Source organism: Aminobacter sp. GW821-FHT11F06 (assembly GCF_058808215.1).
Map to the genome: position 1 here is coordinate 81,479 of NZ_JBXARL010000001.1, position 24,854 is coordinate 106,332.

Below are 24,854 nucleotides of genomic sequence, written 5' to 3' on the forward strand. Positions count from 1 at the left end.
AAACAGGCTGCGTTCGCACGCCGCGCGACAGCAGGTTCGCATACGGTAACAAAAATCCCGACGTTTGCCGGGATTTTTGTTACCGCGCCCAAGAAGGACTTTTCAAAAGAAGTGTCGCGGCCGGCGTTTCGAACGCCGGTCGTGTTGGAAAAAGTCAGGCGGCCGCCTTCTTCTCGAAGCTGGTGGGCACCTCTGCGATCGTCTTCAGGATCTGCGAGGCGATCAGGTAGGGGTCGCCCTGCGAGTTCGGGCGGCGGTCTTCGAGATAGCCGCGATAGTCGTCGCGGACAAAGCTATGCGGCACGCGTACCGATGCGCCGCGGTCGGCGACGCCCCAGGTGAAGACGTCGATTGAAGCCGTCTCGTGCTTGCCGGTCAGGCGCAGATGGTTGTCGGGTCCGTAGACCGCGATGTGATCGGCACGTGCATCGGCGAACGCCGCCATCAGCGCTTCGAAATAGGCCTTGCCGCCCTTCTCGCGCATATAGGCGGTCGAGAAATTGGCGTGCATGCCCGAGCCGTTCCAGTCGGTGTCGCCGAGCGGCTTGCAGTGATACTCGATGTCGATGCCGTATTTTTCGGTCAGGCGCTGCAGCAGGTAGCGCGCCAGCCACATCTCGTCGGCGGCCTTCTTCGAGCCCTTGCCGAAAATCTGGAATTCCCACTGGCCCTTGGCCACTTCGGCATTGATGCCTTCGTGGTTGATGCCGGCGGCGAGGCAGAGGTCGAGATGTTCCTCGACGATCTGGCGCGCGACGTCGCCAACGGCCTGATAGCCGACGCCGGTGTAGTACAGGCCCTGCGGTGCCGGGAAGCCGGTTTCGGGGAAGCCAAGCGGGCGGCCGTCCTTGTAGAAGAAATATTCCTGCTCGAAACCGAACCAGGCGCCATCATCCTCAAGCACGGTGGCGCGGGTGTTCGACGCATGCGGCGTGACACCATCCGGCATCATCACTTCGCACATCACCAGCACGCCATTGAGCCGCGCCGGATCGGGATAGACGGCGACAGGCTTCAGGACACAGTCCGAGCTCTTGCCTTCCGCCTGCATTGTCGAGCTGCCATCAAAACCCCAATAGGGAAGCTGCTCCAGCTTGGGGAATTCAGCAAATTCCTTGACCTGCGTCTTCCCGCGAAGATTGGCCACAGGAGTATATCCGTCCAGCCAAATATACTCGAGCTTGTACTTCGTCATGCTAACCTCTCAGTGTCGTGCCTGTCTGCCATTGGCGGCGTTCGTCGAAATGAGAGATGCAAGCCCCGTGCCAATTGAAAATCCCCGCAGCCGCGCCCCAAGCTGAGGGTGCGGATAACGGGGATGCTCAAAGAATAGGCAAAGCTGGACAGCAGTGCTGACGTTCTGCACAAGAGCTGGGCGGGACCCGCAAAGTGCGCGGCGAGCGTGTCAGTCCGCCTTCAGCGCCTCAAGCAGCGCCACCGCCGACAGCATGTCGCGTTTGCGGTTGGCGCGACGGGCGACGGCTTCGGAATCCTGACCCCAATGCTCGATCTGCCAGTCCTCGTCGACATGGGCAGCGGCCCAGCCCTCTTCGACTGTGATTTCGCCCATCTCGACTGCCAGCGCCAGAAGGGCTGAACCGGTCAAAGTGGTCATCAGGTGCAGTGCTGCCAGGCGCATCGGTTCGGCGCGTTGGGACAAATGGACACCAAGGGCGGCGATCGCCGCGCGCGGCTGCTCGACATGCATGACGCCTTCGGCCACGACGAAATGCGCGCCGAGCGACGCCCGCGCCCAATCGATGATCGGGTCCCATGCTTCCGATTGCCGCCCAACCAGCCGTTCCGGCTGTTCGGCGCGATAGCAAAGCAGGTCGGACGACGAGAAGCGCAAGATATCCTCGAGCACCGCCTGCGGGTCGGTGGAAACACCGTCGATGGCCGTATTGATCAGGCGCAGCACCGGCATGGTGAAGGGGTCGATGGTTTCGACCTGGGCAGCGAACTCGTCTGCCACAAGCTGTGCGGCCGCCTTGGTCGGCAGGGCAAGCACCGCCCTGCCCGGCGTGCGCACTGCCTTGCCATCGAGCTGGACCGCATGGCCTTCTTCAACTGATGCAACCGAGGCCGTTTCATAAAACCGCTTGGGCAGGTGCTTGCGCATCGTGCTCTGGGCGCGACGGATCGGATCTGGATCGGACAGCAGGTCGCTGGTTTCGAGGTCCGTTAGAATGTCTCGCATCTCTACTCCGTAACAGTCACGCGCTTGCGCGCGGGCCGGTTTACAATGATCAGCCCGGCCACGATCAGGCCAAGCGCCAGAAAAATGTTCCAGGTCAATGGCTCGCCGAGCACCAGCCGCATATCACGCCGAATGCCGGCGACAGAAGGGCAAAGCTGAAAAGCCCCGCCCCAGGATAACCCCGCATCAGCCAGCACCAGAGAATATAGGTGAACGCAATGACATAAACAGCCTGAAACAGCAGCGCGCCGGTGGCGGCTGCCGATACGTCTTGGCACCGGCCCACTTGGTCCGGCTAGTCGATAAGGGCAAGCAGCTCGCTTGGGGTGGTCAGTACCGCATGCGCGCCGGTGGCAAACAGGCCGTCGCGGTGGTGGTAGCCCCAGGAAACGCCGATAGCCTGTGCACCTGCACTCCTCGCCATCTGCATGTCATAGATGGCGTCGCCGATCACATAGGTCGAAGCCGGATCGATGCCGGTTTCGGCACAGCATTCCAGCACCATGGCCGGATGCGGCTTGGACGGGCAGTCGTCGGCGGTGCGAATGGTGACGAAATGGCGCTTAAAACCGTAGGTTTCCAGAACCCTTTGCACGCCCCGGCGCGACTTGCCGGTGACCATGCCAATCAGCACGTCGTCGCGCTTGGCCAGCGTTTCGATCAGCTCGGCAATGCCGTCATAAAGTGGCTCGCTGAAGGTCGGCAGCTGACGCGAAGCGATGAAATGCTCCTTGTAGCGCTCCGCCAGGCGCGCGCATTCGGCGTCGCGCGGGCGTTCAAGCAAAGTCGCTATGGCGAGGTCAAGCGTCAGCCCGATGATGCTCTTGGTCGCATCGGGAGTCGGCTCCGGCAGGCCGGCCTCGCGAAAAGTCGTCACCATCGAGGCGTGGATGATGTCGGCGCTGTCGACCAGCGTTCCGTCGCAATCGAACAGGACGAGCTTCAGCGATGCGGCTGAGTTGCCAGCCGTCACGCCGGCTCCCCGCTTTCGTCGTCGAAGCCAATCAGGTTCCAGCTCTGGCGCATATGCGGCGGCATTGGAGCGGTGACGTCGATGATACCCTTGTCGGGATGCGGGATGACGATGCGGCGCGCATGCAGATGCAGCTTGTTTTGCAGACCACCTGGGAACTCCCAGTTGGTGTCGTGTTCGAAATATTTGGGATCGCCGATGATCGGGCAGCCAATATAGGCAGCGTGCACGCGCAGCTGATGGGTGCGGCCGGTATATGGCTCCATTTCCAGCCAGGTCATGGTCTGGGCAGCCTGCTCGAGCACACGGTAATATGTAACCGCGTGGTCGGCGCCCTTTTCGCCATGCTTGGCGACGCGCATGCGGTCGCCGTCGGGTGTCTGTTCCTTGATCAGCCAGGTCGAGATCTTGTCTTCGCGCTTTGGCGGCGCGCCCTTGACCAGAGCCCAATAGGTCTTCTTGGTTTCACGTGCGCGGAAGGCCTCGGCGAGTTTCATCGCCGCCAGACGCGTACGCGCCACGACCAGCACGCCCGACGTGTCGCGGTCGAGGCGGTGCACAAGGCGCGGCTTCTCGCCCTTCTTGCTGCGCCAGGCCTCGAGCATGTCGTCGAGATGGCGCACGATGCCGGAGCCACCCTGTACGGCAAGGCCAGCAGGCTTGTTGAAGACAAAGACCTTGGAGTCTTCGTAGATCAGCATCTGCGCCAGCACATCGCCATCGTCCTGATCACGCATGGTGCGGGCGGTCAGCGGGCCGTTGTTCTTCTTGTCGACCTCGAGCGGCGGGATGCGGATCGTCTGGCCTGGCTCGACACGCGTGTCGGCCTTGACGCGACCGCCATCGACCCGGATCTGGCCCGAGCGCAGCAGCTTTTGCAGGTGGCCGAAGCCGAGCCCCGGAAAATGGGACTTGAACCAGCGGTCGAGCCTCATGCCCGTTTCGCCGGCTTCCACCGTGATCTGTTCAACGCCAGCCATTTTTCAATCGTCCTTTTCGAAGCGGCCCAATAGCATCAGCCGACGCTTCTTGCGAGCCACATTCCCAAGAACAGCGCCAGAATGGCTGAAATGACGCTGGCAAACGCATAACCGAAGGCCGAAAATGTCGATCCGCGCTCCCACAAGGTGGCAAAATCCAGTGAAAATGCCGAAAAAGTGGTGAAGCCGCCGAGGATGCCCGTGGCGACGAACAACCTGAGTTCGTTCGACGTGCCAAACCGGCGCGCCAGGAACCCGACGAACAGGCCCATGGCAAAGGAGCCGACGATATTGATCGCCATCGTGCCCCACGGAAAATTCGGTCCAGCAAGTCGGAGCGCGACAAGATTGGCGAGATGGCGCAGCGAGGCACCTATGGCGCCGCCGAGTGCAACGAGAGTGAGATGAAGCATGGCGATTTCCTGCCCGCGCGCGAAAAGCCGGTCAATAGTTAAAGCGTAGCTGCGGTGGTCTCAAGCGGCCAGATCGCATCGCTTTCGCTACGAAAACAACATGTGGACAAGCGCCGGGCTCATCAAGCCACTGTTGGGTCGAAAGCTGCCGGGCTATAGCATTGCGGTCATGCAACCTTCCAAAGACATCTCCCGCCTGATCGAGATCATGGCCGCCCTGCGTGAGCCGGAAACCGGCTGCCCCTGGGACATCGAGCAGAATTTCGCGACCATCGCGCCCTACACCATCGAGGAAGCCTACGAGGTGGCCGACGCCATCTCCCGCAACGATATCGATCATCTGCGCGAGGAATTGGGCGACCTGCTATTGCAGGTGGTCTATCACGCGCAGATGGCCGAGGAAGCCGGCGAGTTCGCCTTCGGCGATGTGGTGCAAGCCATCACCACCAAGATGATCCGCCGTCATCCGCACGTCTTTGGCGACGCCAAGGCGCGTGAGGCGCGTTCGGCGAAGGGCATGTGGGAGAAGATCAAGGCGGAAGAAAAGGCCGAGAAACGCGCGGCACTGCTTGCCCGCGGGCTCGACCCCGAGGATCACGGCCAGGGCTTTTTGGACAGTGTGCCGGTAGCACTGCCAGCACTTACCCGTGCGTTGAAACTTCAGGAAAAGGCGGCGCGCGTCGGTTTCGATTGGGGTGAAGCTGCGCCCATCCTCGACAAGATCGAAGAAGAGATCGGCGAATTGCGCGACGCCATGGCCAAGGGTGACCAGGCCGCGGTCAAGGACGAATTCGGCGACATGCTGTTTGCGCTGGTCAATCTCGGCCGGCACCTGGAGCTCGACTCCGAGGCAGCCCTTTCAGGCACCAACGACAAGTTCCGCAAGCGATTCCACTACATCGAGCACGCTCTCTACGAGGCCGGCAGCAACCTTGGGGACGCGACCCTGGACGAGATGGAAGCGCTCTGGCAGCAGGCCAAGACAGCGAAGTAAGCCGTCTTAGCCGTTGTTTTTCCGCGATATTCTGCTGGCGATCTCGTCGCGCGCGGATGCGGTGGCCTTAAGTGTCATCGACACGCTGCCATCGTCATTGTCGGTGCGTGAGACCACATCTCCGTTGCGGTAGAGCCAATCGATCTGTCCGAGCTGGCTTGGCGCTAGCGTAACCTCGATGGACTCCAGCTCGCCCGAAACGCGCTGCTCGATCAGGCTGGTGAGCGTTGAAATGCCTTCGCCCGTGATGGCCGAAATCGCGATCGGCGGCGTCTTGCGGCCGTCGGCGCCGTCAGAAAGCAGGCGTTCGCGATTACCCTCGTCGAGCTGATCGATCTTGTTCCAGACCTCAACGACGCGATCAGTGTCCGCCGCATCGACGCCGAGATCGGACAGGATGCGCTCGACATCGTTGGCCTGGGCCGCTGTGTCGGGGTCGGAGATGTCGCGCAAATGGATCACCAGATCCGCCTCGATGACCTCTTCGAGCGTCGCCCGGAAGGCCGCGATCAGGTGCGTCGGCAGGTCGGAGATGAAACCGACGGTGTCGGACAGGATGATCGGCGTGCCGTGCGGCAGCCGCACGCGGCGCAAGGTCGGATCGAGCGTCGCAAACAACATGTTCTCGGCCAGCACGCTGGCACCGGTCAGGTGATTGAACAAAGTCGATTTGCCGGCATTGGTGTAACCAACGATGGCGACGACCGGGAACGGCACCTTGCGGCGCTTGGAGCGGTGCAGGTCACGTGTGCGAACCACCGTTTCCAGCTCGCGCTTGAGCTTGATGATCTTTTCCTGCAGCGCGCGCCTGTCGGATTCGATCTGCGTTTCGCCGGGGCCGCCGAGGAAACCCGCGCCGCCGCGCTGGCGCTCAAGGTGGGTCCAGCTGCGGACAAGCCGGCCCTTCTGGTAGTTGAGATGGGCAAGCTCGACCTGCAGCGTGCCTTCCTTGGTGCGGGCGCGCCGGCCGAAAATCTCGAGGATCAGCCCGGTGCGGTCGAGCACCTTGGCGTTCATCTCTTTTTCAAGATTGCGCTGCTGCACCGGAGTCAACGGATGGTCGACGATGACCAGTTCCGCGCCGCGCTCCTTTACGATCGCAGCGAATTCCTCGACCTTGCCGCTGCCCAGCAATGTCGCCGGACGCGGGTCGTTGAGGGTTACGATCGCGGTGTGAACAGGTTCGAGATCGATGGCGCGGGTCAGTCCGACGGCTTCGTCGTGGCGAGCCTCGGCCGAACGCTGCAGCCGTGGACGCGCGCTGTCGTCGTCACCCTTGGGCTGGCGCGTAAGCACCGGCACGATGACGATCGCACGGGTGGGGGCGTTGTCGCCCCCTACCGATTCGGGTCCATTGCTCTCACCGGCCTTTGTGCCGGCGTGTTTGTCGCGTGCCAATCAGGCGCCCTGGCTTTCCTCGCCATCGAACATCTGAACCGGCTGGCTCGGCATGATCGTGGAGATGGCATGCTTGTAGACGAGCTGGGAGTGCCCGTCACGGCGCAACAAAACACAGAAATTGTCGAAGGAGGTTACAACTCCGGTCAATTTCACGCCGTTAATGAGGAAAATGGTGAGTGGGTTTTTGCTCTTGCGAACTGAATTCAGGAACAGGTCCTGAAGATTCTGCGATCGTTCCGCCATTGTTTTTTTCTTTCGCCGATCCCTGTCTGCTGCCAATGCGCCAAATAACTCAGCTCATGTCAAGCGAGCAAACACCCCCTTGCCACAACGCGCGGCAAGCTGAACGAGATGAATTTAACCATTTACGCCCAAGCGGTTATCAGGCTTGGATTTTTTCCGCAACGTCAAAAAAAGCTTCCCGAAGGGAAAGGGCCACCGATCCGGGGTGCCCATTGGCCACCGGCTGGCCGTCGATCTCAACGATCGGCATGATCACCGTGGTTGCAGCCGAGATGAAAGCTTCGCGCGCGGACTTGGCTTCATCAACGGTGAAACCGCGCTCCTCGATCTTCAATCCGAGCTTGTCGGCGACAGCAAACAGCGTGGTGCGGGTGATGCCACGCAGGATGCCGCTGTCGGCCGGACGGGTGACAAGGCTGCCATCCTTGGTGACGATCCAGGCGTTGGTGGCAGCCCCTTCGGTGACCTTGCCGTCGGCATCGACGAACCACGCCTCCTGGGCGCCGGCCTCCTTGGCCTGCTGGCGTGCCAGAACATTGGGCAGCAAGCCGACGCTCTTGATGTCGACCCGGTCCCAGCGGTTTTCCGGCACGGTGATCACCTTGATACCAGTACTCGCCCGCTTGGCGGCGGCCGCCGGATCGGTGCGCTTGGCGGTGACCACCAGCGCTGGCCGCGTACCGTTGACCGGGAAAACATGGTCACGGGGCGCCACGCCACGCGTCACCTGCAGATAGACCATGCCATTGCGGACGCGGTTGCGGCCAATGACCTCGCGCATGATGTGCACGAGCGCCTTGCGGTTGACCGGCCAGTCGATCCTGAGTTCGGAAAGCGAGCGGTCGAGCCGGTCAAGGTGCCCGACGCTATCGACGATGAAGCCGCGTGCCACCTCGCAGACCTCGTAGACACCATCGGCGAACTGATAACCGCGGTCCTCGATATGCACAAAGGCGTCCGAATGGGCGACGTAGCGCCCGTTGACATAGGCAATGCGCGGCATGGTTTTCGTACCCTCGAGATTTTATGGCGTTCTAGACGATTTGCGCCGTGCGGCAATGTGCAAATGGCTGGTCCAGATCAGAAGAATTCGAGGCTGACCCTGAACATCTGCTCGACCTGCTTGACCGCCTTGTCGAGCGCGAAAATGACGACGCGGTCCTTGGGCTTGATCTTCACCGAACCACTCGGCTTGACCACATGGCCATCGCGATAAATCGCGCCGATGCGCATGCCGTCGGGCAACTCCAGATCACGCAGCAGCGTGCCGACCAGGGGCGAGGTTTCGAGCGCCTCGGCCTCGATGATTTCGGCGGCGCCGCGCTGGATCGAGTGCACCTGCCTGATTCGGCCGCGCCGGACATGCTGGAGCACGCGCGAAATGGTGACTGCACTTGGATTGACGTGCGCGTCGATGCCAAGCGACTTGGTCAGGTCGTGATAGGACGGGTTGTTGATGAGCGCGAGGTTGCCCTTGCAGCCAAGACGCTTGGCCATGACGCTGGACAGGATGTTGACCTGGTCGTTGTTGGTCAGCGCGACCATCAGGTCGGCATCCTGGATGTCTGCTTCCATCAAAAGCTTCTGGTCGAGCGCGCTGCCGTTGAGCACCACCGTGCGGCGCAACTCGTCGGCGACCTTGACCGCCCTCTCCCGGTTCGCCTCGATGATCTTGATTTTGGTGCGGCTCTGGCGCTGTTCGAGCGTACGTGCGACGAACAGGCCGATATTGCCGCCGCCGGCGATGACGATGCGTGTCGCCTCCTGCTCCTCATGCCCAAACAGGCCAAGCGTGCGGCGCACTTGGTCCTTGGTCGTCACGACATAGGCGAGATCGCCCGCCACCAGCTGGTCGGCCGAATGCGGGATGAACAGGCGGTCGTTGCGGGTGACGCCGACGACTGTCGATGGCAGATCGGGGAACAGTTCGCTGAGCTGTGCCAGCGGCGTGTTGATGACAGGGCAATCTTCCAGGCACTCGATCGCCACCATGATGATGTGGTTTTCGGCAAATCGAACCACGTCGGTGGCGCCCGGCAGCGAGATGCGCCGAAGCACCATCTCGCCGACCTCAAGCTCGGGCGAAATGATCACGTCGATCGGCAGATGGTCGCGCGAAAAAAGGTCCTGGTAGTGTGGCTGGAGGTAGGATTGCGAGCGGATGCGCGCGACCTTCATCGGTACGTTGAACAGCGCATGCGCCACCTCGCAGGCGACGATGTTGACCTCGTCGAACAGGGTCACCGCGATGATCATGTCGGCGTTCTGTGCGCCCGCCGCCTCCAGAACCTCCGGATGCGAGCCATGGCCGACGAAGCCGCGCACATCAAGCTGGTCGCGCACAGAATGGATCAGCTCAGGCGCCGTATCGATGATCGAGACGTCGTTCTTCTCGGCAGCCAGCCGCTCGGCGATGCCGTAGCCGACCTGTCCTGCCCCGCAGATGATTACGCGCATGTGGGAAGTCTATCCTGGCTGGCCGATCGGTTCCCACGTCTCAGGATCATGCCTAGACGCCAAGCGACTTGAGTTTACGGTGAAGGGCCGAACGCTCCATGCCGATGAACTCGGCAGTCTTGGAGATATTGCCGCCGAAGCGGTTGATCTGGGCGATGAGGTATTCCTTCTCGAACATCTCGCGTGCCTCGCGAAGCGGCAGCGCCATGATGTGCTGGTCAGACTGGTTGGGGGCGCGTGGCATGACGTCGCCAATTTCCGACGGCAGCAGGTCGGCGGTGATCGGCTGCTCGGGATTGTCGCCGCGCGCAAGGATCAGCAAGCGCTCGACATTGTTGCGCAGCTGGCGGACGTTGCCCGGCCAGTTATGGGCCTGAAGCACAGCAAGTGCGTCGTCGCCGATGCGGCGCGGCTTGATGCCGGCCTGCTTGGCCATCTGCTTCATGAAATTGTCGACGAGGTAGGGAATGTCTTCCCGCCGCTCGGCAAGCCCCGGCACCATCACCGGCACCACGGCCAGGCGATGGTAGAGATCCTCGCGGAAGCGGCCCTCGGCGATCATCGCCTCCAGGTTCTGCGCCGTCGACGAGATGATGCGCACATCGACCTTGACGCGCTTGGTGCCGCCGACGCGCTCGAATTGCTGCTCGACCAGCACACGCAGGATCTTGTTTTGCGTCTCGCGCGGCATGTCGGCGATTTCGTCGAGGTAAAGGATGCCCTGATGGGCCTCTTCCAGCGCGCCAACCTTGCGTTCGCCACCGTTCGACTCGGTACCGAACAGCTCGATCTCCATGCGCTCGGGCGTGATGGTCGCGGCGTTCAACGCGACGAACGGGCCATTTTTCCGTGCCGACAATGCGTGGATGGCGCGTGCCGCCATCTCCTTGCCGGAACCCGACGGACCAATGATCATGACGCGGCTGTTGGTTGGCGCGACACGATCGATGGTCTGGCGCAGCTGGCTCATCGCCGACGACATGCCGATCAGGTCGTGCGTTTCGCCGCTGCGCATCTTGAGATCGGAAACCTCGCGCTTGAGCTTCGAGGTTTCGAGCGCGCGTTCGGCGATCAGGATCAGCCGGTCGGCCTTGAACGGCTTTTCGATGAAGTCGTAGGCGCCACGGCGGATCGCCGAGACCGCGGTCTCGATGTTGCCGTGGCCCGAGATCATCACGACGGGCAGGCTGGGGTGCAAGGTCTTGATCTCGTCGAGCAATGCCAGACCGTCAAGCCGCGACCCCTGAAGCCAGATGTCGAGGAAAACCAGGCGCGGCGCGCGGTCCGCGATTGCGGCAAGCGCGCTGTCCGCGTCGAACGCGGTGCGGGTTTCATGGCCCTCGTCGCTCAGGATGCCCGCGACCAGTTCGCGGATGTCTTCCTCGTCGTCAACGATGAGAATATCAGATGCCATTTCTGACCTTTTCGTTTTCTCTGACCTGCACTGCGTCCCCGGCCCCCTTGGGTGCCGTAGCCTCTTCGGCTGCCGCAGGCAGGATCATGCTGATCATCGCGCCGCGCCCGCCGTGGAAATCGGCTGGTGCGTCGTGAAGTTCCAATTTTCCGCCGTGGTCCTCGACAATCTTCTTGACGATAGCGAGGCCGAGGCCCGTGCCCTTCTCGCGGGTCGTCATATAGGGCTCGAGCAGCCGTTGACGATTTTCGCGCGGCAGGCCCTTGCCATTGTCGATGACATCGATCCGGATCGAGTTGCCGTCCCGGCGCGCTCGGATTTTTATGACACCTGATTCACCGGTATGGCGTTCCGCCGCCTCGATCGCCTCCGCCGCATTCTTGATGACATTGCCGAAGGCCTGGGCCATCAGGCGGCTGTCGAAGGTTCCCTTGAGCGGACCGGCGGTGATGTCGCGTTCGAAGGCGATGTCGGCACGGCTGACCTCGACAAGGAATGAGGCCTCGCGCAGCGGCTCGCGAATGTCGGTCACCTTCATTTCCGGCTTTGGCATGCGCGCAAAGGCGGAGAATTCGTCGACCATGCGGCCGATGTCGCCGACCTGGCGGATAATCGTCTCGGTGCACTGGTCGAAGACCTCGCGGTCCTCGGTGATCACCTTGCCGTAGCGGCGCCGGAGACGTTCGGCCGACAGCTGGATCGGGGTCAGCGGGTTCTTGATCTCATGGGCGATGCGCCGCGCGACGTCAGCCCAGGCCGAGGTGCGCTGGGCGGTGACGAGATCGGTGATGTCGTCGATGGTCACGACATAAGACTTGTCGCCGACTTCGTTCTCGCCTTCTTCGACCGTTACCTGGACGTTGAAGGTGCGCTCGGCGCCGGCGCGATAGAAGGTCACCTGCTCGCGATAGACGGCACGGCCCGACTTGCGGCCGATTTCAAAGACACGGCCGACATGCGGCAGCAGGATCGACAGGTTCTGGCCGAGCGATTGATCAGCCGAGATCGCCAGCATCTCCTCGGCCGACGGATTGACGATGGTGATGCTGCCATAGGGGTCGACGCCGATGACGCCTGCGGTCACGCCCGAAAGCACAGCTTCCGAAAAGCGTCGCCGCTCATCGATGACGTCCTTGGCGGCCAGGATTTCGTTGCGTTGCGACTTGAGCTCAAGCAGCATGTTGTTGAACGTGTCGCTGAGAGCGCCGACATCGCCATCCGATTGGCGCACGGGCACCGAAACGTCGAGATTGCCGGTCGCCACCTCATCCGCAGCGCCGATAAGCAGACGGATCGGCCGCACAAGGCGATCGGCCACCGCAATGCCGGTCCAGATCGCCGACAAGACCACGATCAGCGTCAGCCCGAGATAAAGCAGCGCAAAGGCAATCTGCGTTGTGCGCCGGTTGGCACCGAGGTCACGGTATTCGTCGGTATTGGCGGTGACGATCTGGCGTGCCTTGATCACATCAGGATCGACCAGCCGGATCGTGTAGAGATAGAGCCCTTCGATCTCGCGCAGCTTGACGATGGCGCCCATGATGTTGCGCGTTCTGGCATCGATCAGCACCGGCTTGCCGGCGGCGGCAGCTTCCACCGCCGCCTGCGGCGGCTCGGGCATGGCAAAGTCGGCACCTGTCTTGGCGCTCATGACGAACGAGCCGTCGGGCCTGATCAGTGCCGCGTGGGCGAGCGCGCGCAATTGCGCCTGCCGGCTCATGAAATCGAGGAAGCCGCTGCGGTCGAGACCGTAGAGCGAACGCGCATTGTCGAGGTCGTTGGCCATCGACAATGTCGTGCTCTGCAGGTTGCGCGCGTTCTCCTGGACGTAGGCTTCCGCGATCGACAGCGACGAATTGATGATCGTCCGCGTCCTGATCTCGAACCAGCGGTCGAGGCCGATATCCAGCGTGATCGAGGCAACGATGGCGACCAGCAGTGCCGGCAGTGCCGCCACCAGCGCAAACATGGTGACGATGCGCACATGCAGCCGCGAGGCCGCCTTGCCTCGCTTGCGGGCCACGGCGATGCGCTGGATCTCGATGACAATCAGCGCGATGAGGATCAGGACGAACAGCGCGTTGATGCCGATCAGCGCAAGCGTCGTCGTCGAATCAGGCGTGATCGGCGTTACGCCGACGAGGATGGCGAACGACACCGCAGCCGAAACCAACGCGGCGGCGATCGCCACCACGCCCGGGAGCGCAAGAAGGCGACGACCTTCCTGCTGGCCCCGTTCGGGAAAGAGCGTTTCGTTCTGAGGTTTTGCCTGGCTCGCCATGCTGCCGTGTAGAGACATTGATTGCGGCGCATCTATGCAACGCATTGTGGCGATTATGCAACATTTTCGGCGTAAGCGAAAATGTTTCGGCAGGCTTTCGACAGATTAGCGTTTTGGCTTCGTCGCGTCAGGCCGAACGCGACGACTTGTAGACGTTGACGCCCAGTTCGCGGATCTTCTTGCGCAGCGTATTGCGGTTGAGCCCCAGAAGCTCCGCGGCCTTGATCTGGTTGCCGCGCGTCGCCGTCATCGAGGCCAGCACGAGGGGGTATTCGACCTCGGCCAGAATGCGCTGGTAGAGGCCGGGCGGCGGCAGGTCGCCGGCAAACATGGCAAAATAGCGCTGGAGGAAATGCTCGACCGCCTGGCCGACAGACAGGTCGTCGGGAATGAGATTGCCGCCCGGCACGACAGGCTGTTCGCCGGTCTTGAGTTCGGCCTCGATGATTTCGGCCGAAATCTCGTCTTGTGGGTAGAGCGCCGCCAGCCGGCGGACCAGGTTTTCCAGCTCGCGCACGTTGCCTGGCCACGGATAGCGCTTCATCAGCTCGACACCGCCAGATGAGATATGCTTGGCCTGCAGGCCCTCGCTCACGCCCTGCTTGAAGAAGTGGCGGACAAGATCCGGCACGTCCTCAGAACGCTCACGCAATGCTGGAAGACGAAGCGGTACGACATTGAGACGATAGAACAAATCTTCACGAAACAGACCCTGATTAATCAGCGTCCGCAAGTCCTTGTTGGTCGCGGCCACGATGCGCACATCGGTCTTGATCGGCGTGCGACCGCCGACAGTGGTGTATTCGCCCTGCTGCAGCACGCGCAGGAGCCTTGTCTGCGCTTCCATCGGCATGTCGCCGATTTCGTCGAGGAACAGCGTGCCGCCATCGGCCTGTTCGAAACGTCCGGTCGAGCGGTTCTGCGCCCCGGTAAAAGCACCTTTTTCGTGACCGAAGAGCTCGGATTCGATGAGGTCGCGCGGGATCGCGGCCATGTTGATGGCGACAAACGGTCCGTTGCGACGGCGGCCATATTCATGGAGAGCCCGCGCCACCAGCTCCTTGCCGGTGCCTGATTCGCCCGAGATCATGACGGTAAGATCGGTCTGCATCATGCGGGCGAGCATGCGGTAGATGTCCTGCATCGCCGCCGAGCGCCCGACCAGAGGCATGGATTCGGGCTGGTCGTCGTGGCGTTGCTCGATCTTTGGCCGCCGCGGCTCGGCGAGCGCGCGGTTGACGATGCTGAGCAGTTCGGTGAGGTCGAAGGGCTTGGGCAGATACTCGTAGGCGCCGGTCTCAGACGCGCGGATGGCGGTCATGAAGGTGTTTTGCGCGCTCATGACGATGACCGGCAGCTCGGGGCGCGCCTTCTTGATTCGCGGCAGCATGTCGAAGGCGTTTTCGTCGGGCATCACCACGTCGGTGATGACCAGATCGCCCTCGCCGGCCGCCACCCAGCGCCACAGCGTCGCGGCGTTGGAGGTGACACGGACGTCGTGCCCCATGCGCGACAGCGCCTGGTTGAGCACCGTGCGGATCGCCGCGTCGTCATCGGCGACAAGAATGTTTCCGCGCACGCTCATCGATGGGCTCCTTGGCTATCGTCGTCCAGATGCACGGGCAGTTCCTTCCAGGCAGGCATGAGGATGCGGAAGGTGGTGCCGCGCGGTGTCGATTCGCACTCGATCACCCCGCCATGGTCGCCGACGATCTTGGCGACAAGCGCGAGGCCTAGTCCCGAACCGTTCGGCTTGGTGGTGATGAACGGGTCGAACAGGATCGGCAAAATGTCCTCCGACACGCCCGAGCCATTGTCGTGCACGCAAAATTCGAGCGGCAGCGACACGCGATCCTGGCTGCCGGGGATCGACATGCGGATGCCCGGCTTATAGGCGGTCGACAGGGTGATCTCGCCATGTGGATCGTGGCCGATCGCCTCGGCGGCATTCTTGACCAGGTTGAGGAAGATCTGCACGAGTTGATCGCGGTTGGCATAGACCGGAGGCAGCGATGGATCATAATCCTCCAGGATCTTGATACCATTGGCAAAACCATTCCTGGCAATCGCCTTCACATGGTCGAGAACGACGTGGATGTTGACCGGATAACGATCGATAGGCCGCTCGTCGGAGAAGACCTCCATACGGTCGACAAGCTTTACGATCCTGTCGGTCTCGTCGATGATCAGCCGTGTCAACGAACGATCCTCGTCGGAGGCATTCAGCTCCAGCAGCTGTGCCGCACCCCTGATGCCGGAGAGCGGATTCTTGATCTCGTGGGCGAGCATGGCCGCAAGGCCAGTGACCGAGCGCGCAGCACCGCGATGCGTCATCTGGCGGTCGATCTTGTCGGCCATCGAGCGTTCCTGGAACATCACCACGACCGAACCCGGCAGTTCAGCTGCTGGTGCGACGTAGAGATCGACCATCTTTTCGATGCCAAGGCGCGGTGACGAGACATCGACACGGTATTCGTTGACCGGCGTGTTGCGTTCGCGCACCTGCTCGACGAGCTGAAGGATGGGGCTGCCGAAGGGCACGAAACGCGACAGCTCGCTGCGCGCCAGGATGGTGGCACTGGAGCGGAAAAAGTCCTCGGCATCGGCATTGGCGTAGCTGATGAAATTGTCCGGCCCGATCATGATGACCGGACGGCGGATGGTGTTGAGCACGATTTGCGCGGCATCGACTGCAACCGGCGCGGGGTTGAAGCTCATGCCGCATTCCTTTCAATGGAACTTTCGCCGAATGCCGTAAGTGCCTCGCGCAACGACGAAATCACCTGCTTCGGTTCGAACGAGGTAAGGACGCCACGGCGCAAATCATCGGGCACGGCAGAGGTGTGGCGATCGAGATACCAACCAAGATGCTTGCGCGCCTGGCGCAGCCCGCTTTCGATACCGTAGAGCGCGAGCATGTCTTCGTAGTGAGCGACGGCGTAGTCGGCCATGTCCGCAGGCGATTGCGGCACGCCGGCCGCGGCACCGTCGCTTGCCGCGGCAGCGATCATGCCGGCGGTCCACGGTGAGCCATAATGCGAGCGCCCGGCCATGACGGCGTCGGCTCCGGACTGGTCGAGAATCTCAGCGGCGTCCTGCGCCGTTGCGACATCGCCATTGGCGACCACCGGAATGCTGACAGACTGCTTGACCCGCGCGATCGCACGCCAGTCGGCCTTGCCTTGATAGAACTGGCAACGCGTGCGGCCGTGCACAGTGACCATCCTGACGCCGGCCTGTTCGGCGCGGTAAGCCAATTCCGGCGCATTGAGCACGTCATCGTCCCAGCCAAGCCGCATCTTCAGCGTCACTGGCACCTCGACGGCGCCGACGACCGCGTCGATCAGCGTCAGTGCGAAATCGAGGTCGCGCATCAGCGCCGAGCCGGCATAACCGCCGGTCACCTTTTTGGCCGGGCAGCCCATGTTGATATCGATGACGTCAGCACCTTCGCCAACCGCGATGCGGGCGCCTTCGGCCATATGCGCGGCCTCGCGACCGGCGAGTTGCACCATATGCACCGGCAGGCCGGAATGGCGGATGCGGAAGCCGCTGGAGCCTCGCCCCTTGGCGAGTTCGCCGCTGGCGACCATCTCCGAGACAACCAGGCCAGCACCATGCGCATAAGCGCGCGTGCGAAAGGCCTCGTCGGTGACGCCCGACATCGGGGCCAGAAACACCCGATTGCGGATCGTCACATTGCCGATCGAAAGCGGCTGGCCAAGTTTACCGAGATCATTCATGCACAAAAACAAAGCACCATTTTTCTCTGCACAATGAGTAGCCATGATCGGCTCGTTGTGCAACTGCGAAATGACAGCCGAATGCGGCGCTTTCTGGATTCCTCTGGCCTTCCGCAGGCCTCGCGGCTAAGCCTCTGCTCATGAATACAGAAGTGCCCAACCATCCGAATTCAAAGGTCGCCGTCGTCATCGTGGCTGCCGGCCGTGGCGAGCGCGCCGGCCAGGGCGACGGTCCCAAGCAGTACCGCAAGATCGGCGGCAAGGCCGTCATCTGGCATACGTTGAAGGCGTTTCTCGACCACCCAAGGATAGGCGCGGTAGCCGTTGCCATCCATGCTGATGACACAGAGCTTTTTGCAGCGGCAGCAGGCGAGTTCGCCTCTCGCGTGATTGCCGTCACAGGCGGCGCAACCAGGCAGGAATCGACTCGCCTGGCGCTGCTGGCGCTACAGGACACCAAGCCGCTAGCTGTGCTGATCCATGATGGCGTCAGGCCGTTCATCGGCGCCGATGTCATTGACCGCACGATCGCAGGCATCGACGAAAAACACGGCTCGCTGCCGTCCCTGCCCGTTTCCGATACGCTGAAGAAAGAAGCCTCAGATCGCACGGTTGCTGAAACCGTGCCGCGCGCGGGCCTGCATTCGGCACAGACACCGCAAGGCTTTCCCTTCGCGCCGATCTTTGCCGCGCACCAGCGCGCCTTCGAGGCCGGCCGCAGCGACTTCACCGACGATTCGGCTATCGCCGAATGGGCTGGCATTCCGGTCCGCCTGGTGCTCGGCTCACCCGATAACATCAAACTCACCTGGGCAAAGGACATCGCCATGGCCGACCAGCGCCTTTCTGGCCAGACACCAAGCTTTCCCGATGTCCGCACCGGCAATGGTTATGACGTGCATTCCTTCGAAGCCGGCGACCACGTCTGGCTGTGCGGCGTCAAAATCCCGCATTCGAAGAAGCTGAATGGCCATTCCGACGCCGATGTCGGGCTCCACGCGCTGACCGACGCGCTGCTGGCCACCTGCGGTGCCGGCGACATCGGCACGCATTTCCCGCCATCCGACCCGCAATGGAAGGGTGCGGCCTCGCGCCAGTTCGTCGAGCATGCCGCAAAGATCGTGCGCGCGTGTGGCGGGCGCATCGCCAATGCCGACATCACCCTGATCTGCGAGGCACCGCGCGTCGGCCCGCATCGCGAAGCCATGACCGCGGAACTTTCCGACATGCTGCGCATTGCCCCCGAGCGCATCTCGATCAAGGCGACGACCAACGAAAAACTGGGCTTCATCGGCCGCGAGGAAGGCATCGCTGCGATCGCGACCGCAAGCGTGGTCTATCCAGGAGAACTGCCGGAATGAGCGATATCGGCGCCCTCGCCTCGGCCCTGCTCGAAGCCTGCGAGACACATGGCATCATGGTCGCCACCGCCGAAAGCTGCACCGGCGGCATGATCATTGCGGCGCTGACCGACATCGCCGGGTCGTCGGCGGTGGTCGACCGCGGCTTCATCACCTATTCCAACGAAGCCAAGATGGAGATGCTCGACGTTTCCGCAGCCACGCTCGAAGCGCATGGCGCGGTGTCGCGCGAGACGGCACTCGAAATGGCCGCAGGCGCGCTGGCCCATTCGCATGCCAGCCTTGCGCTGGCGGTTACCGGCATTGCCGGCCCGGGTGGCGGTTCGGCCGAAAAACCGGTCGGCCTCGTCTGGTTCGGTGTCGCGAAGAAGGGCTTCCCACCGGAGGCGGAATTCAGGACCTTTGAAGACAAGGGTCGCGATTTCATCCGCCGCGAAACGGTCAGGACTGCCCTTGGGCTCGGCCTGAGGGCAGTCGATCAGACGGTCTTCGCAGGCCCGTAGATGACGTCGGCGCGCTTTTCGAAGGCTTCGGCGAACATGCGAAAGGCGCGGTCGAACATCGTGCCCATGAGCACGCCCAAGATGCGGCTCTTGAACTCGTAGTCGATGAAGAACTCGACGTCTGAGCCGCCACCCGCTGCCGCCACGAACTTCCACTCATTGGTCAGATAGCGAAACGGGCCATCGAGGTATTTGACGTCGATGGTGTTTTCCTCAGGCGTGAGTAGCACCTGCGTCGTGAACGTCTCGCGGATCGCCTTGTAGCCGACGGTCATGTCGGCAACGAGTATCTCGCGTCCATCGCGCTCGCGTCGCGAGCGCACGTTGAGTGCCTCGCACAAAGGCAGGAATTCAGGATATTTTTCGACGTCAGCCACCAGCGCGTACATTTCTTCCGGCGAGTGGCTGACGCGGCGCGTGGTTTCGAACTTCGGCATTCCGCGTTGATCAGGCCTTCTTGGCCAGCAATGCTTCGCGCGCGGCGCGCAGCTTGGCGAAATCGTCGCCGGCATGGTGCGACGAACGGGTCAGCGGGCTCGAAGCGACAAGCAGGAAGCCCTTCGACTTGCCGACCGTGGCGTAAGAGGTGAACTCCTCCGGCGTGACGAACTTCTTGACCGGATGGTGCTTCTTGGACGGCTGCAGATACTGGCCGATGGTCATGAAGTCGACATTGGCGGTGCGCAAATCGTCCATCAGCTGAAGCACTTCGTGGCGTTCCTCGCCGAGGCCGACCATGATGCCCGACTTGGTGAAGATCGAGGGATCGAGCTCCTTGACCCGCTGCAGCAGACGGATCGAGTGGAAGTAGCGCGCGCCGGGACGAACCGTCAGGTAGTTCGACGGTACGGTCTCCAGGTTGTGGTTGAAGACGTCGGGACGGGCGGCAACGACGATCTCGAGCGCGCCTTCCTTGCGCAGGAAGTCGGGCGTCAGGATTTCGATTGTGGTCTGCGGCGTCAGCCTGCGGATGGCGTGGATGACATCGGCGAAATGCTGCGCGCCGCCGTCTGCCAGGTCGTCACGATCGACCGAGGTGATGACGACATGGGTCAGGCCCATCTGGGCGACGGCCTTGGCCACGCTCTCGGGCTCATTCGGGTCGACCGCCGTCGGGATGCCGGTCGCGACATTGCAGAAGGCGCAGGCGCGTGTGCAGATCTCGCCCAGGATCATGAAAGTGGCGTGCTTCTTTTCCCAGCACTCGCCGATATTGGGGCAGCCGGCCTCTTCGCAGACGGTGACCAGCTTGTGCGACTTCACGATGTCGCGGGTTTCCTGATAGCCGCGCGATACCGGCGCCTTGACGCGGATCCAGTCCGGCTTGCGCAAAACCTCCTGGTCGGGCCGGTGGGCCTTTTCGGGGTGCCGCGCGCGCGGACGGTCTTTGAGATCGAGCACAGTGACCATCAGTCTATCCTATCAAGGCCGACGCGCTTGCGAGCGGCCGAAAATCCAGAGCAAGATCAGCGCGCCGGCGATGGCGACGATGAGATTGCCCATGAACCCGTAATAATGGATGCCGAGCAGCCCCGCCAGAGTGCCGCCGACAAACGACCCGGCAACGCCAACAAGGATGTTGGTCAAGAAGCCGTGGTCGCGGTTCATCGTGCGTTCGGCGACATAGCCGGCGATGAAGCCAACGAGCAGCATGCCGAAGAAACCGACACCGGGCATGCCGAGAATTCCGTAGCTCTGTTCCATCGTTCGTCTCCGGCCAATCGGCTGTCGTCAGCGCATATAGTGCCAATCGGCGCGCCGCAACAGGCGCGCCAGCGGTACCCTGTTATGCGTTGAGCGCGCGGCCATAAGCGTCGAGCACGCTTTCCTTCATCGTTTCCGAAATCGTCGGATGCGGGAAGATGGTGTGCATCAGCTCTTCTTCGGTGGTTTCAAGGTTCATTGCGACGACAAAGCCCTGGATCAGCTCGGTGACCTCGGCGCCAACCAGATGCGCGCCGAGAAGTTGGCCGGTCTTCTTGTCGAAGATGGTCTTGACCATGCCCTGGTCCTCGCCGAGCGCAATGGCCTTGCCATTGGCAACGAAGGGGAAACGGCCGACGCGGATGTCCTTGCCCTCGGCCTTGGCCTTGGCTTCGGTCAGGCCGACGGAAGCGACCTGCGGGTTGCAATAAGTGCAGCCCGGGATCTTCAGCTTGTCCATCGGGTGCACGTTGGGCAGGCCGGCGATCTTTTCGACGCAAATGACGGCCTCGTGCTCGGCCTTGTGGGCCAGCATTGGCGGACCTGCGACGTCGCCGATGGCATAGATGCCTGGCACGTTGGTCTTGCCGTAACCGTCGATGACGATGCAGCCGCGATCGGTCTTGATGCCGAGCGCTTCAAGGCCGATGTTTTCGATATTGCCCTGGACGCCGACGGCCGAAATCATCCGGTCGGCGGTGATCTTTTCGACCTTGCCGTCCTTCATCTCGACATGGGCCGTGACGGAGTTGGCGCCCTTCTCGACCTTGGTGACCTTGGCTTCGAGATAGATCTTCATGCCCTGCTTTTCGAACTGCTTCTTGGCGAAGGCCGAGATTTCGGCGTCTTCGACCGGCATGACGGCCGGCATCACCTCAACGACAGTCACATCGACGCCCATCGTGCGGTAAAACGAAGCGAATTCGATGCCGATCGCGCCCGAACCCATGACAAGCAGCGACTTCGGCATTTCCGGCGGCACCATGGCCTCGAAATAGGTCCAGATCAGCTTGCCGTCCGGCTCGATGCCGGGCAGCGCGCGCGGCCTGGCGCCGGTGGCGACGATGATGTGCTTGGCGCTGTAGGTGCCCTCGCCCAGCGTGTTCTTGGGCAGCGGCGCCTGAGGCTCCATCGGCTTCTTGGTCGATTTCGACACGACGATCTGGCCGGGCTTCACAAGCTTCGCCTCGCCCCAGATGACGTCGACTTTGTTCTTCTTCATCAGGAAGCCGACGCCGCCATTCATGCGCTGGGCGATGCCGCGCGAGCGGTCGACAACCGCCTTGAGGTCGGCGGTAACAGTGCCTTCGAGCTTGAGGCCGTAGTTCTTGGCGTGCTCGGCCAGATGCAGAACCTCGGCCGAGCGCAGCAGTGCCTTGGTCGGAATGCAGCCCCAGTTGGAGCAGATGCCAGCGAGATGCTCGCGCTCGACGATCGCGGTCTTGAGGCCGAGCTGAGCAGCACGGATCGCCGCGATGTAGCCGCCGGGACCGGAGCCGATGATGATGACGTCGTAATTCTCAGCCATGAGTGTCCTGCCTCTTGATCAAGTCGCGCTGCGCGTGAGCAGCACCCAGTCGTGTTTCTTGCTGTTTTCGTCGAGCGGTACGGATGGGTGGCGCGCAATCTCTTCAAATCCGCGGGATTTGTAGAGGCCAAGCGCCACGTCGTTGTCGCTTTCGGTGATCAGGCTGACGGGCCGTGCGCCCGCGCGTGCGATTTCGTGGTCGACCAGCTGTCGGCCTATGCCGCGTCCCCGATGGTGCGAATACACGCCGACGCTGTCGATGAACCAGTGGCCGATGGCCTGTTTTTGAAGGATCAGGATCGGCTCGAACACCGGATGCGGTGCCTCTTCGTCGGCGAATGAAGGCTCGACTGCATGGCCGATCACCACACCAGCGATTTCATGATCAACCTGGGCGAGGCTCGCGTCCTTCCAGCCGGCGCGCTCATCATCGTCGCGCATCAGATTGCGGCCATGTTCGAGCGCTGTCTGCGTGGTGCCATCGAGCACAGCGCCATGCCAAAGCCATGACGCCAGACCGTGCGACGACAGATCAACGAGAATTGCCAGCTCGGCGGCATCGCGCCGTTCGGCCCTGCGGATGGTGATAACGCCCGCCAAGCTAAAGCTCCAGCATCACGCGCACGATAGGCGCAATGGCATGGCCGATCTTACGGGTGTTCTCGGCATTGAGATGGACGCCGTCGACAGGCATGGTCTCCGCCACCGAGCCGGCATCGAAGAAACCGCAGCCGACCTCGTCGGCGAGCGCGGCATAGAGCGGCGCGAGTTCCTTGGAGGCCTTGTCGCCGCCTGCGAACATGTCCTTGAACTCGGCATTGGCCGTCCGGCTGAGAACCGGCGGCGAAACCAGCAGGATTTGAGGTGCCGGATAGTCGATGCCGTGATCGTAGGAACGGATAATCGATACAAGCCGCGCCATGCCTTGCTTGGCTGCCAGCGGATTGCCGTGGATCCACGGCTTCATGTCGTTGGCACCGAGCATGATGATGACGAGATCGAGCGGCGCATGCGTGCCGAGGATCGTCGGCAACAGCCGCGCGCCGTTGCGGTCGGCTGCTGCGAGATGGTCGTCAAAGGCGGTGGTGCGGCCATTGAGGCCCTCGGCAATGACGTTGACGCCAGTGCCCAGTTCCTTTTGCAGCACGCTTGGCCAACGGTCTTCGAACGCATGACGGGCCGGACCCGCGGCATCGTAGCCCCAAGTCAGCGAGTCGCCGTAGCAAAGCACAGTCTTCATGATTGAAGTCCTCGAATCCCCTCCCTTGTGGGGAGGGGAAATGGGGGAACTACACCAGCATGCCCATCGGGTTTTCGATGAAGCGCTTGAAGGCCGACAAAAGCTCGGCACCGAGCGCGCCGTCGACGGCACGATGGTCGGTCGACAGCGTTGCCGACATCACATTGGCGATCTTGATCTCGCCGTTCTTGACCACCGGCCGCTCTTCGCCGGCGCCAACGGCCAGTATGGTCGCGTGCGGCGGGTTGATGACGGCCGAGAAATCCTTGATGCCGAACATGCCGAGATTGGACACGGCACTGGAGCCGCCCTGATACTCCTCGGGCTTGAGCTTGCGGTTGCGCGCCCGGCTGGCCATGTCCTTCATCTCGTTGGAGATGACCGACAGCGTCTTGATGTCGGCCTGGCGGATGATCGGGGTGATCAGACCGCCCGGGATCGACACGGCAACACCAACATCGGCGTGCTTGTGCTTGACCATCGCCTGGTCGGTCCACGACACGTTGGCATCGGGAACGGCCGTCAGCGCCAGCGCAAGCGCCTTGATGATCATGTCGTTGACCGACAGCTTGTAGGCCGGAACGTCGCCCTTTTCGGTCTTGCGCACCGGGGCGGCGGCATTGAGCTGGGCCCTGAGCGCCAGAAGCGCGTCGATCTCGCAATCAAGCGTGAGATAGAAATGCGGGATCGTGCTCTTGGCTTCGACCAGGCGGCGCGCGATCGTCTTGCGCATGTTGTCATGCGGGATGAGCTCGTAGCTGCCTTCTTCAAACAGCTTGAGCACCTGATCGTCGGACATGCCCTTCGGCGCGGCAGCGCCAGCCGCGGGAGCCTTGGCGGCCGAAGCTGCCTTGGCACCGCCACCTGCTATCGCCGCCTCGACGTCGGCCTTGACGACACGGCCATGCGGGCCGGTGCCGGTCACGGCCAGGATGTCGACATTGGCGTCCTTGGCGATGCGACGGGCGAGCGGCGACGCGAAAGCGCGACCGTCGCTGGACGTGGCAGCGCCATTGGTCGCAGCCGGCTTGGCTGCCGGAGCAGCGGCAACCGGTGCAGCAGCGGGAGCTGCCGGCGCAGGCTCGGCCTTCGGCGCTTCAGCCTTGGGCGCTTCGGCTGCGGCAGGGGCAGACACACCGCCCTTGGCTGCGGCAGTGACATCTTCGCCTTCAGCGGCGAGAATGGCGATCAGCGCGTTGACCTTGACGCCTTCGGTGCCGGCCGGAACCAAAAGCTTGGCGACCGTGCCCTCATCGACGGATTCGACTTCCATCGTCGCCTTGTCGGTTTCGATCTCGGCGATCACGTCGCCGGGCGAAACCTTGTCGCCTTCCTTGACCAGCCACTTCGAGAGGTTGCCCTCTTCCATCGTCGGCGAAAGGGCAGGCATGGTGATATTGATCGGCATGATGACCTCCC

General features: G+C 62.3%; 24 protein-coding genes and 1 pseudogene. 3 read left to right on the forward strand and 22 right to left on the reverse strand.

The genetic code is table 11. The features are described from left to right. Positions 1-154: 154 nt before the first annotated feature. The 6 genes and pseudogenes from AC1RTB_RS00390 to crcB all read right to left on the reverse strand — a co-directional run bounded on the left by AC1RTB_RS00390 (position 155) and on the right by crcB (position 4,566). Entirely contained in the window at positions 155-1,195 is a 1,041-nt protein-coding gene (locus AC1RTB_RS00390) for a glutamine synthetase beta-grasp domain-containing protein (protein WP_492877156.1), read from the reverse strand. A 210-nt stretch (positions 1,196-1,405) separates the two neighbouring features. Further along, positions 1,406-2,200, reverse strand: a complete 795-nt coding sequence (locus AC1RTB_RS00395) for an ATP12 family chaperone protein (protein WP_492877154.1) — start codon at positions 2,198-2,200, stop codon at positions 1,406-1,408. Positions 2,201-2,202: 2 nt separating this feature from the next. Continuing rightward, positions 2,203-2,456: pseudogene (locus AC1RTB_RS00400) on the reverse strand (EamA/RhaT family transporter); the annotation flags it as partial. Between the two features lie 39 nt (positions 2,457-2,495). Next, entirely contained in the window at positions 2,496-3,146 is a 651-nt protein-coding gene (locus AC1RTB_RS00405; protein WP_492877314.1) for an HAD-IA family hydrolase, read from the reverse strand. A 23-nt stretch (positions 3,147-3,169) separates the two neighbouring features. Next, the gene (locus tag AC1RTB_RS00410; RefSeq protein ID WP_492877152.1) at positions 3,170-4,153 is read right to left on the reverse strand and encodes an RluA family pseudouridine synthase; all 984 of its coding nucleotides are present in this window, start codon (positions 4,151-4,153) and stop codon (positions 3,170-3,172) included. A 35-nt stretch (positions 4,154-4,188) separates the two neighbouring features. Next, complete coding sequence (gene crcB / locus AC1RTB_RS00415) at positions 4,189-4,566, reverse strand: fluoride efflux transporter CrcB (RefSeq protein ID WP_492877150.1); 378 nt, start codon at positions 4,564-4,566, stop codon at positions 4,189-4,191. A 169-nt stretch (positions 4,567-4,735) separates the two neighbouring features. Here crcB and mazG point away from each other — a divergent pair, with 169 nt between their 5' ends. Beyond that, the gene (mazG, locus tag AC1RTB_RS00420; RefSeq protein WP_492877149.1) at positions 4,736-5,560 is read left to right on the forward strand and encodes a nucleoside triphosphate pyrophosphohydrolase; all 825 of its coding nucleotides are present in this window, start codon (positions 4,736-4,738) and stop codon (positions 5,558-5,560) included. A gap of 6 nt (positions 5,561-5,566) precedes the next feature. Here the strand turns inward: mazG and hflX are convergent, their stop codons facing one another. From hflX to dusB, 9 genes are all read right to left on the reverse strand, one after another. Continuing rightward, a complete protein-coding gene (hflX, locus tag AC1RTB_RS00425; protein WP_492877147.1) occupies positions 5,567-6,958 on the reverse strand; it encodes a GTPase HflX in 1,392 nt (463 codons plus the stop codon). Then, the gene (gene hfq / locus AC1RTB_RS00430; protein ID WP_006202172.1) at positions 6,959-7,204 is read right to left on the reverse strand and encodes an RNA chaperone Hfq; all 246 of its coding nucleotides are present in this window, start codon (positions 7,202-7,204) and stop codon (positions 6,959-6,961) included. 139 nt (positions 7,205-7,343) lie between these two features. Further along, positions 7,344-8,207 carry a D-amino-acid transaminase gene (locus tag AC1RTB_RS00435; RefSeq protein WP_492877139.1) on the reverse strand — a complete coding sequence of 288 codons (864 nt, stop codon included), beginning with the start codon at positions 8,205-8,207 and terminating at the stop codon, positions 7,344-7,346. Positions 8,208-8,284: 77 nt separating this feature from the next. After that, positions 8,285-9,661 carry a Trk system potassium transporter TrkA gene (trkA, locus tag AC1RTB_RS00440; RefSeq protein WP_492877138.1) on the reverse strand — a complete coding sequence of 459 codons (1,377 nt, stop codon included), beginning with the start codon at positions 9,659-9,661 and terminating at the stop codon, positions 8,285-8,287. A gap of 52 nt (positions 9,662-9,713) precedes the next feature. After that, positions 9,714-11,075, reverse strand: a complete 1,362-nt coding sequence (gene ntrX, locus AC1RTB_RS00445) for a nitrogen assimilation response regulator NtrX (protein WP_492877137.1) — start codon at positions 11,073-11,075, stop codon at positions 9,714-9,716. Continuing rightward, positions 11,065-13,401: a sensor histidine kinase NtrY-like gene (locus tag AC1RTB_RS00450; RefSeq protein WP_492877136.1), complete on the reverse strand. Its 2,337-nt coding sequence runs from the start codon at positions 13,399-13,401 to the stop codon at positions 11,065-11,067. Before AC1RTB_RS00450 ends, ntrX begins: the two co-directional genes overlap by 11 nt. 82 nt (positions 13,402-13,483) lie before the next feature. After that, the gene (gene ntrC / locus AC1RTB_RS00455; protein ID WP_492877134.1) at positions 13,484-14,941 is read right to left on the reverse strand and encodes a nitrogen regulation protein NR(I); all 1,458 of its coding nucleotides are present in this window, start codon (positions 14,939-14,941) and stop codon (positions 13,484-13,486) included. After that, complete coding sequence (locus tag AC1RTB_RS00460) at positions 14,938-16,074, reverse strand: two-component system sensor histidine kinase NtrB (protein ID WP_492877133.1); 1,137 nt, start codon at positions 16,072-16,074, stop codon at positions 14,938-14,940. The genes ntrC and AC1RTB_RS00460 overlap by 4 nt, the downstream gene beginning before the upstream one ends. Beyond that, positions 16,071-17,099, reverse strand: a complete 1,029-nt coding sequence (dusB, locus tag AC1RTB_RS00465) for a tRNA dihydrouridine synthase DusB (protein ID WP_492877131.1) — start codon at positions 17,097-17,099, stop codon at positions 16,071-16,073. Before dusB ends, AC1RTB_RS00460 begins: the two co-directional genes overlap by 4 nt. Positions 17,100-17,239: 140 nt before the next feature. On the opposite strand from dusB, the gene AC1RTB_RS00470 reads away from it, so the two are divergent. Beyond that, complete coding sequence (locus AC1RTB_RS00470; protein ID WP_492877129.1) at positions 17,240-18,460, forward strand: bifunctional 2-C-methyl-D-erythritol 4-phosphate cytidylyltransferase/2-C-methyl-D-erythritol 2,4-cyclodiphosphate synthase; 1,221 nt, start codon at positions 17,240-17,242, stop codon at positions 18,458-18,460. Further along, positions 18,457-18,963, forward strand: a complete 507-nt coding sequence (locus AC1RTB_RS00475) for a CinA family protein (protein ID WP_492877127.1) — start codon at positions 18,457-18,459, stop codon at positions 18,961-18,963. Before AC1RTB_RS00470 ends, AC1RTB_RS00475 begins: the two co-directional genes overlap by 4 nt. On the opposite strand, the gene AC1RTB_RS00480 is transcribed toward AC1RTB_RS00475, so the two are convergent. The 7 genes from AC1RTB_RS00480 to AC1RTB_RS00510 form a co-directional block, all read right to left on the reverse strand. Next, on the reverse strand, positions 18,939-19,400 hold the full coding sequence (locus AC1RTB_RS00480; RefSeq protein WP_492877125.1) for a type II toxin-antitoxin system RatA family toxin: 462 nt from the start codon (positions 19,398-19,400) through the stop codon (positions 18,939-18,941). The genes AC1RTB_RS00475 and AC1RTB_RS00480 overlap by 25 nt on opposite strands. 10 nt (positions 19,401-19,410) lie before the next feature. Then, the gene (lipA, locus tag AC1RTB_RS00485; RefSeq protein ID WP_492877123.1) at positions 19,411-20,373 is read right to left on the reverse strand and encodes a lipoyl synthase; all 963 of its coding nucleotides are present in this window, start codon (positions 20,371-20,373) and stop codon (positions 19,411-19,413) included. A gap of 12 nt (positions 20,374-20,385) precedes the next feature. Beyond that, entirely contained in the window at positions 20,386-20,667 is a 282-nt protein-coding gene (locus tag AC1RTB_RS00490; RefSeq protein WP_492877121.1) for a GlsB/YeaQ/YmgE family stress response membrane protein, read from the reverse strand. 82 nt (positions 20,668-20,749) lie between these two features. Beyond that, on the reverse strand, positions 20,750-22,195 hold the full coding sequence (gene lpdA, locus AC1RTB_RS00495) for a dihydrolipoyl dehydrogenase (protein WP_492877119.1): 1,446 nt from the start codon (positions 22,193-22,195) through the stop codon (positions 20,750-20,752). An 18-nt stretch (positions 22,196-22,213) separates the two neighbouring features. Next, the gene (locus tag AC1RTB_RS00500; protein WP_492877117.1) at positions 22,214-22,795 is read right to left on the reverse strand and encodes a GNAT family N-acetyltransferase; all 582 of its coding nucleotides are present in this window, start codon (positions 22,793-22,795) and stop codon (positions 22,214-22,216) included. Position 22,796: 1 nt separating this feature from the next. Continuing rightward, positions 22,797-23,435 carry an SGNH/GDSL hydrolase family protein gene (locus AC1RTB_RS00505; RefSeq protein WP_492877115.1) on the reverse strand — a complete coding sequence of 213 codons (639 nt, stop codon included), beginning with the start codon at positions 23,433-23,435 and terminating at the stop codon, positions 22,797-22,799. A 49-nt stretch (positions 23,436-23,484) separates the two neighbouring features. Then, complete coding sequence (locus AC1RTB_RS00510) at positions 23,485-24,843, reverse strand: pyruvate dehydrogenase complex dihydrolipoamide acetyltransferase (protein ID WP_492877113.1); 1,359 nt, start codon at positions 24,841-24,843, stop codon at positions 23,485-23,487. Positions 24,844-24,854: the final 11 nt, after the last annotated feature.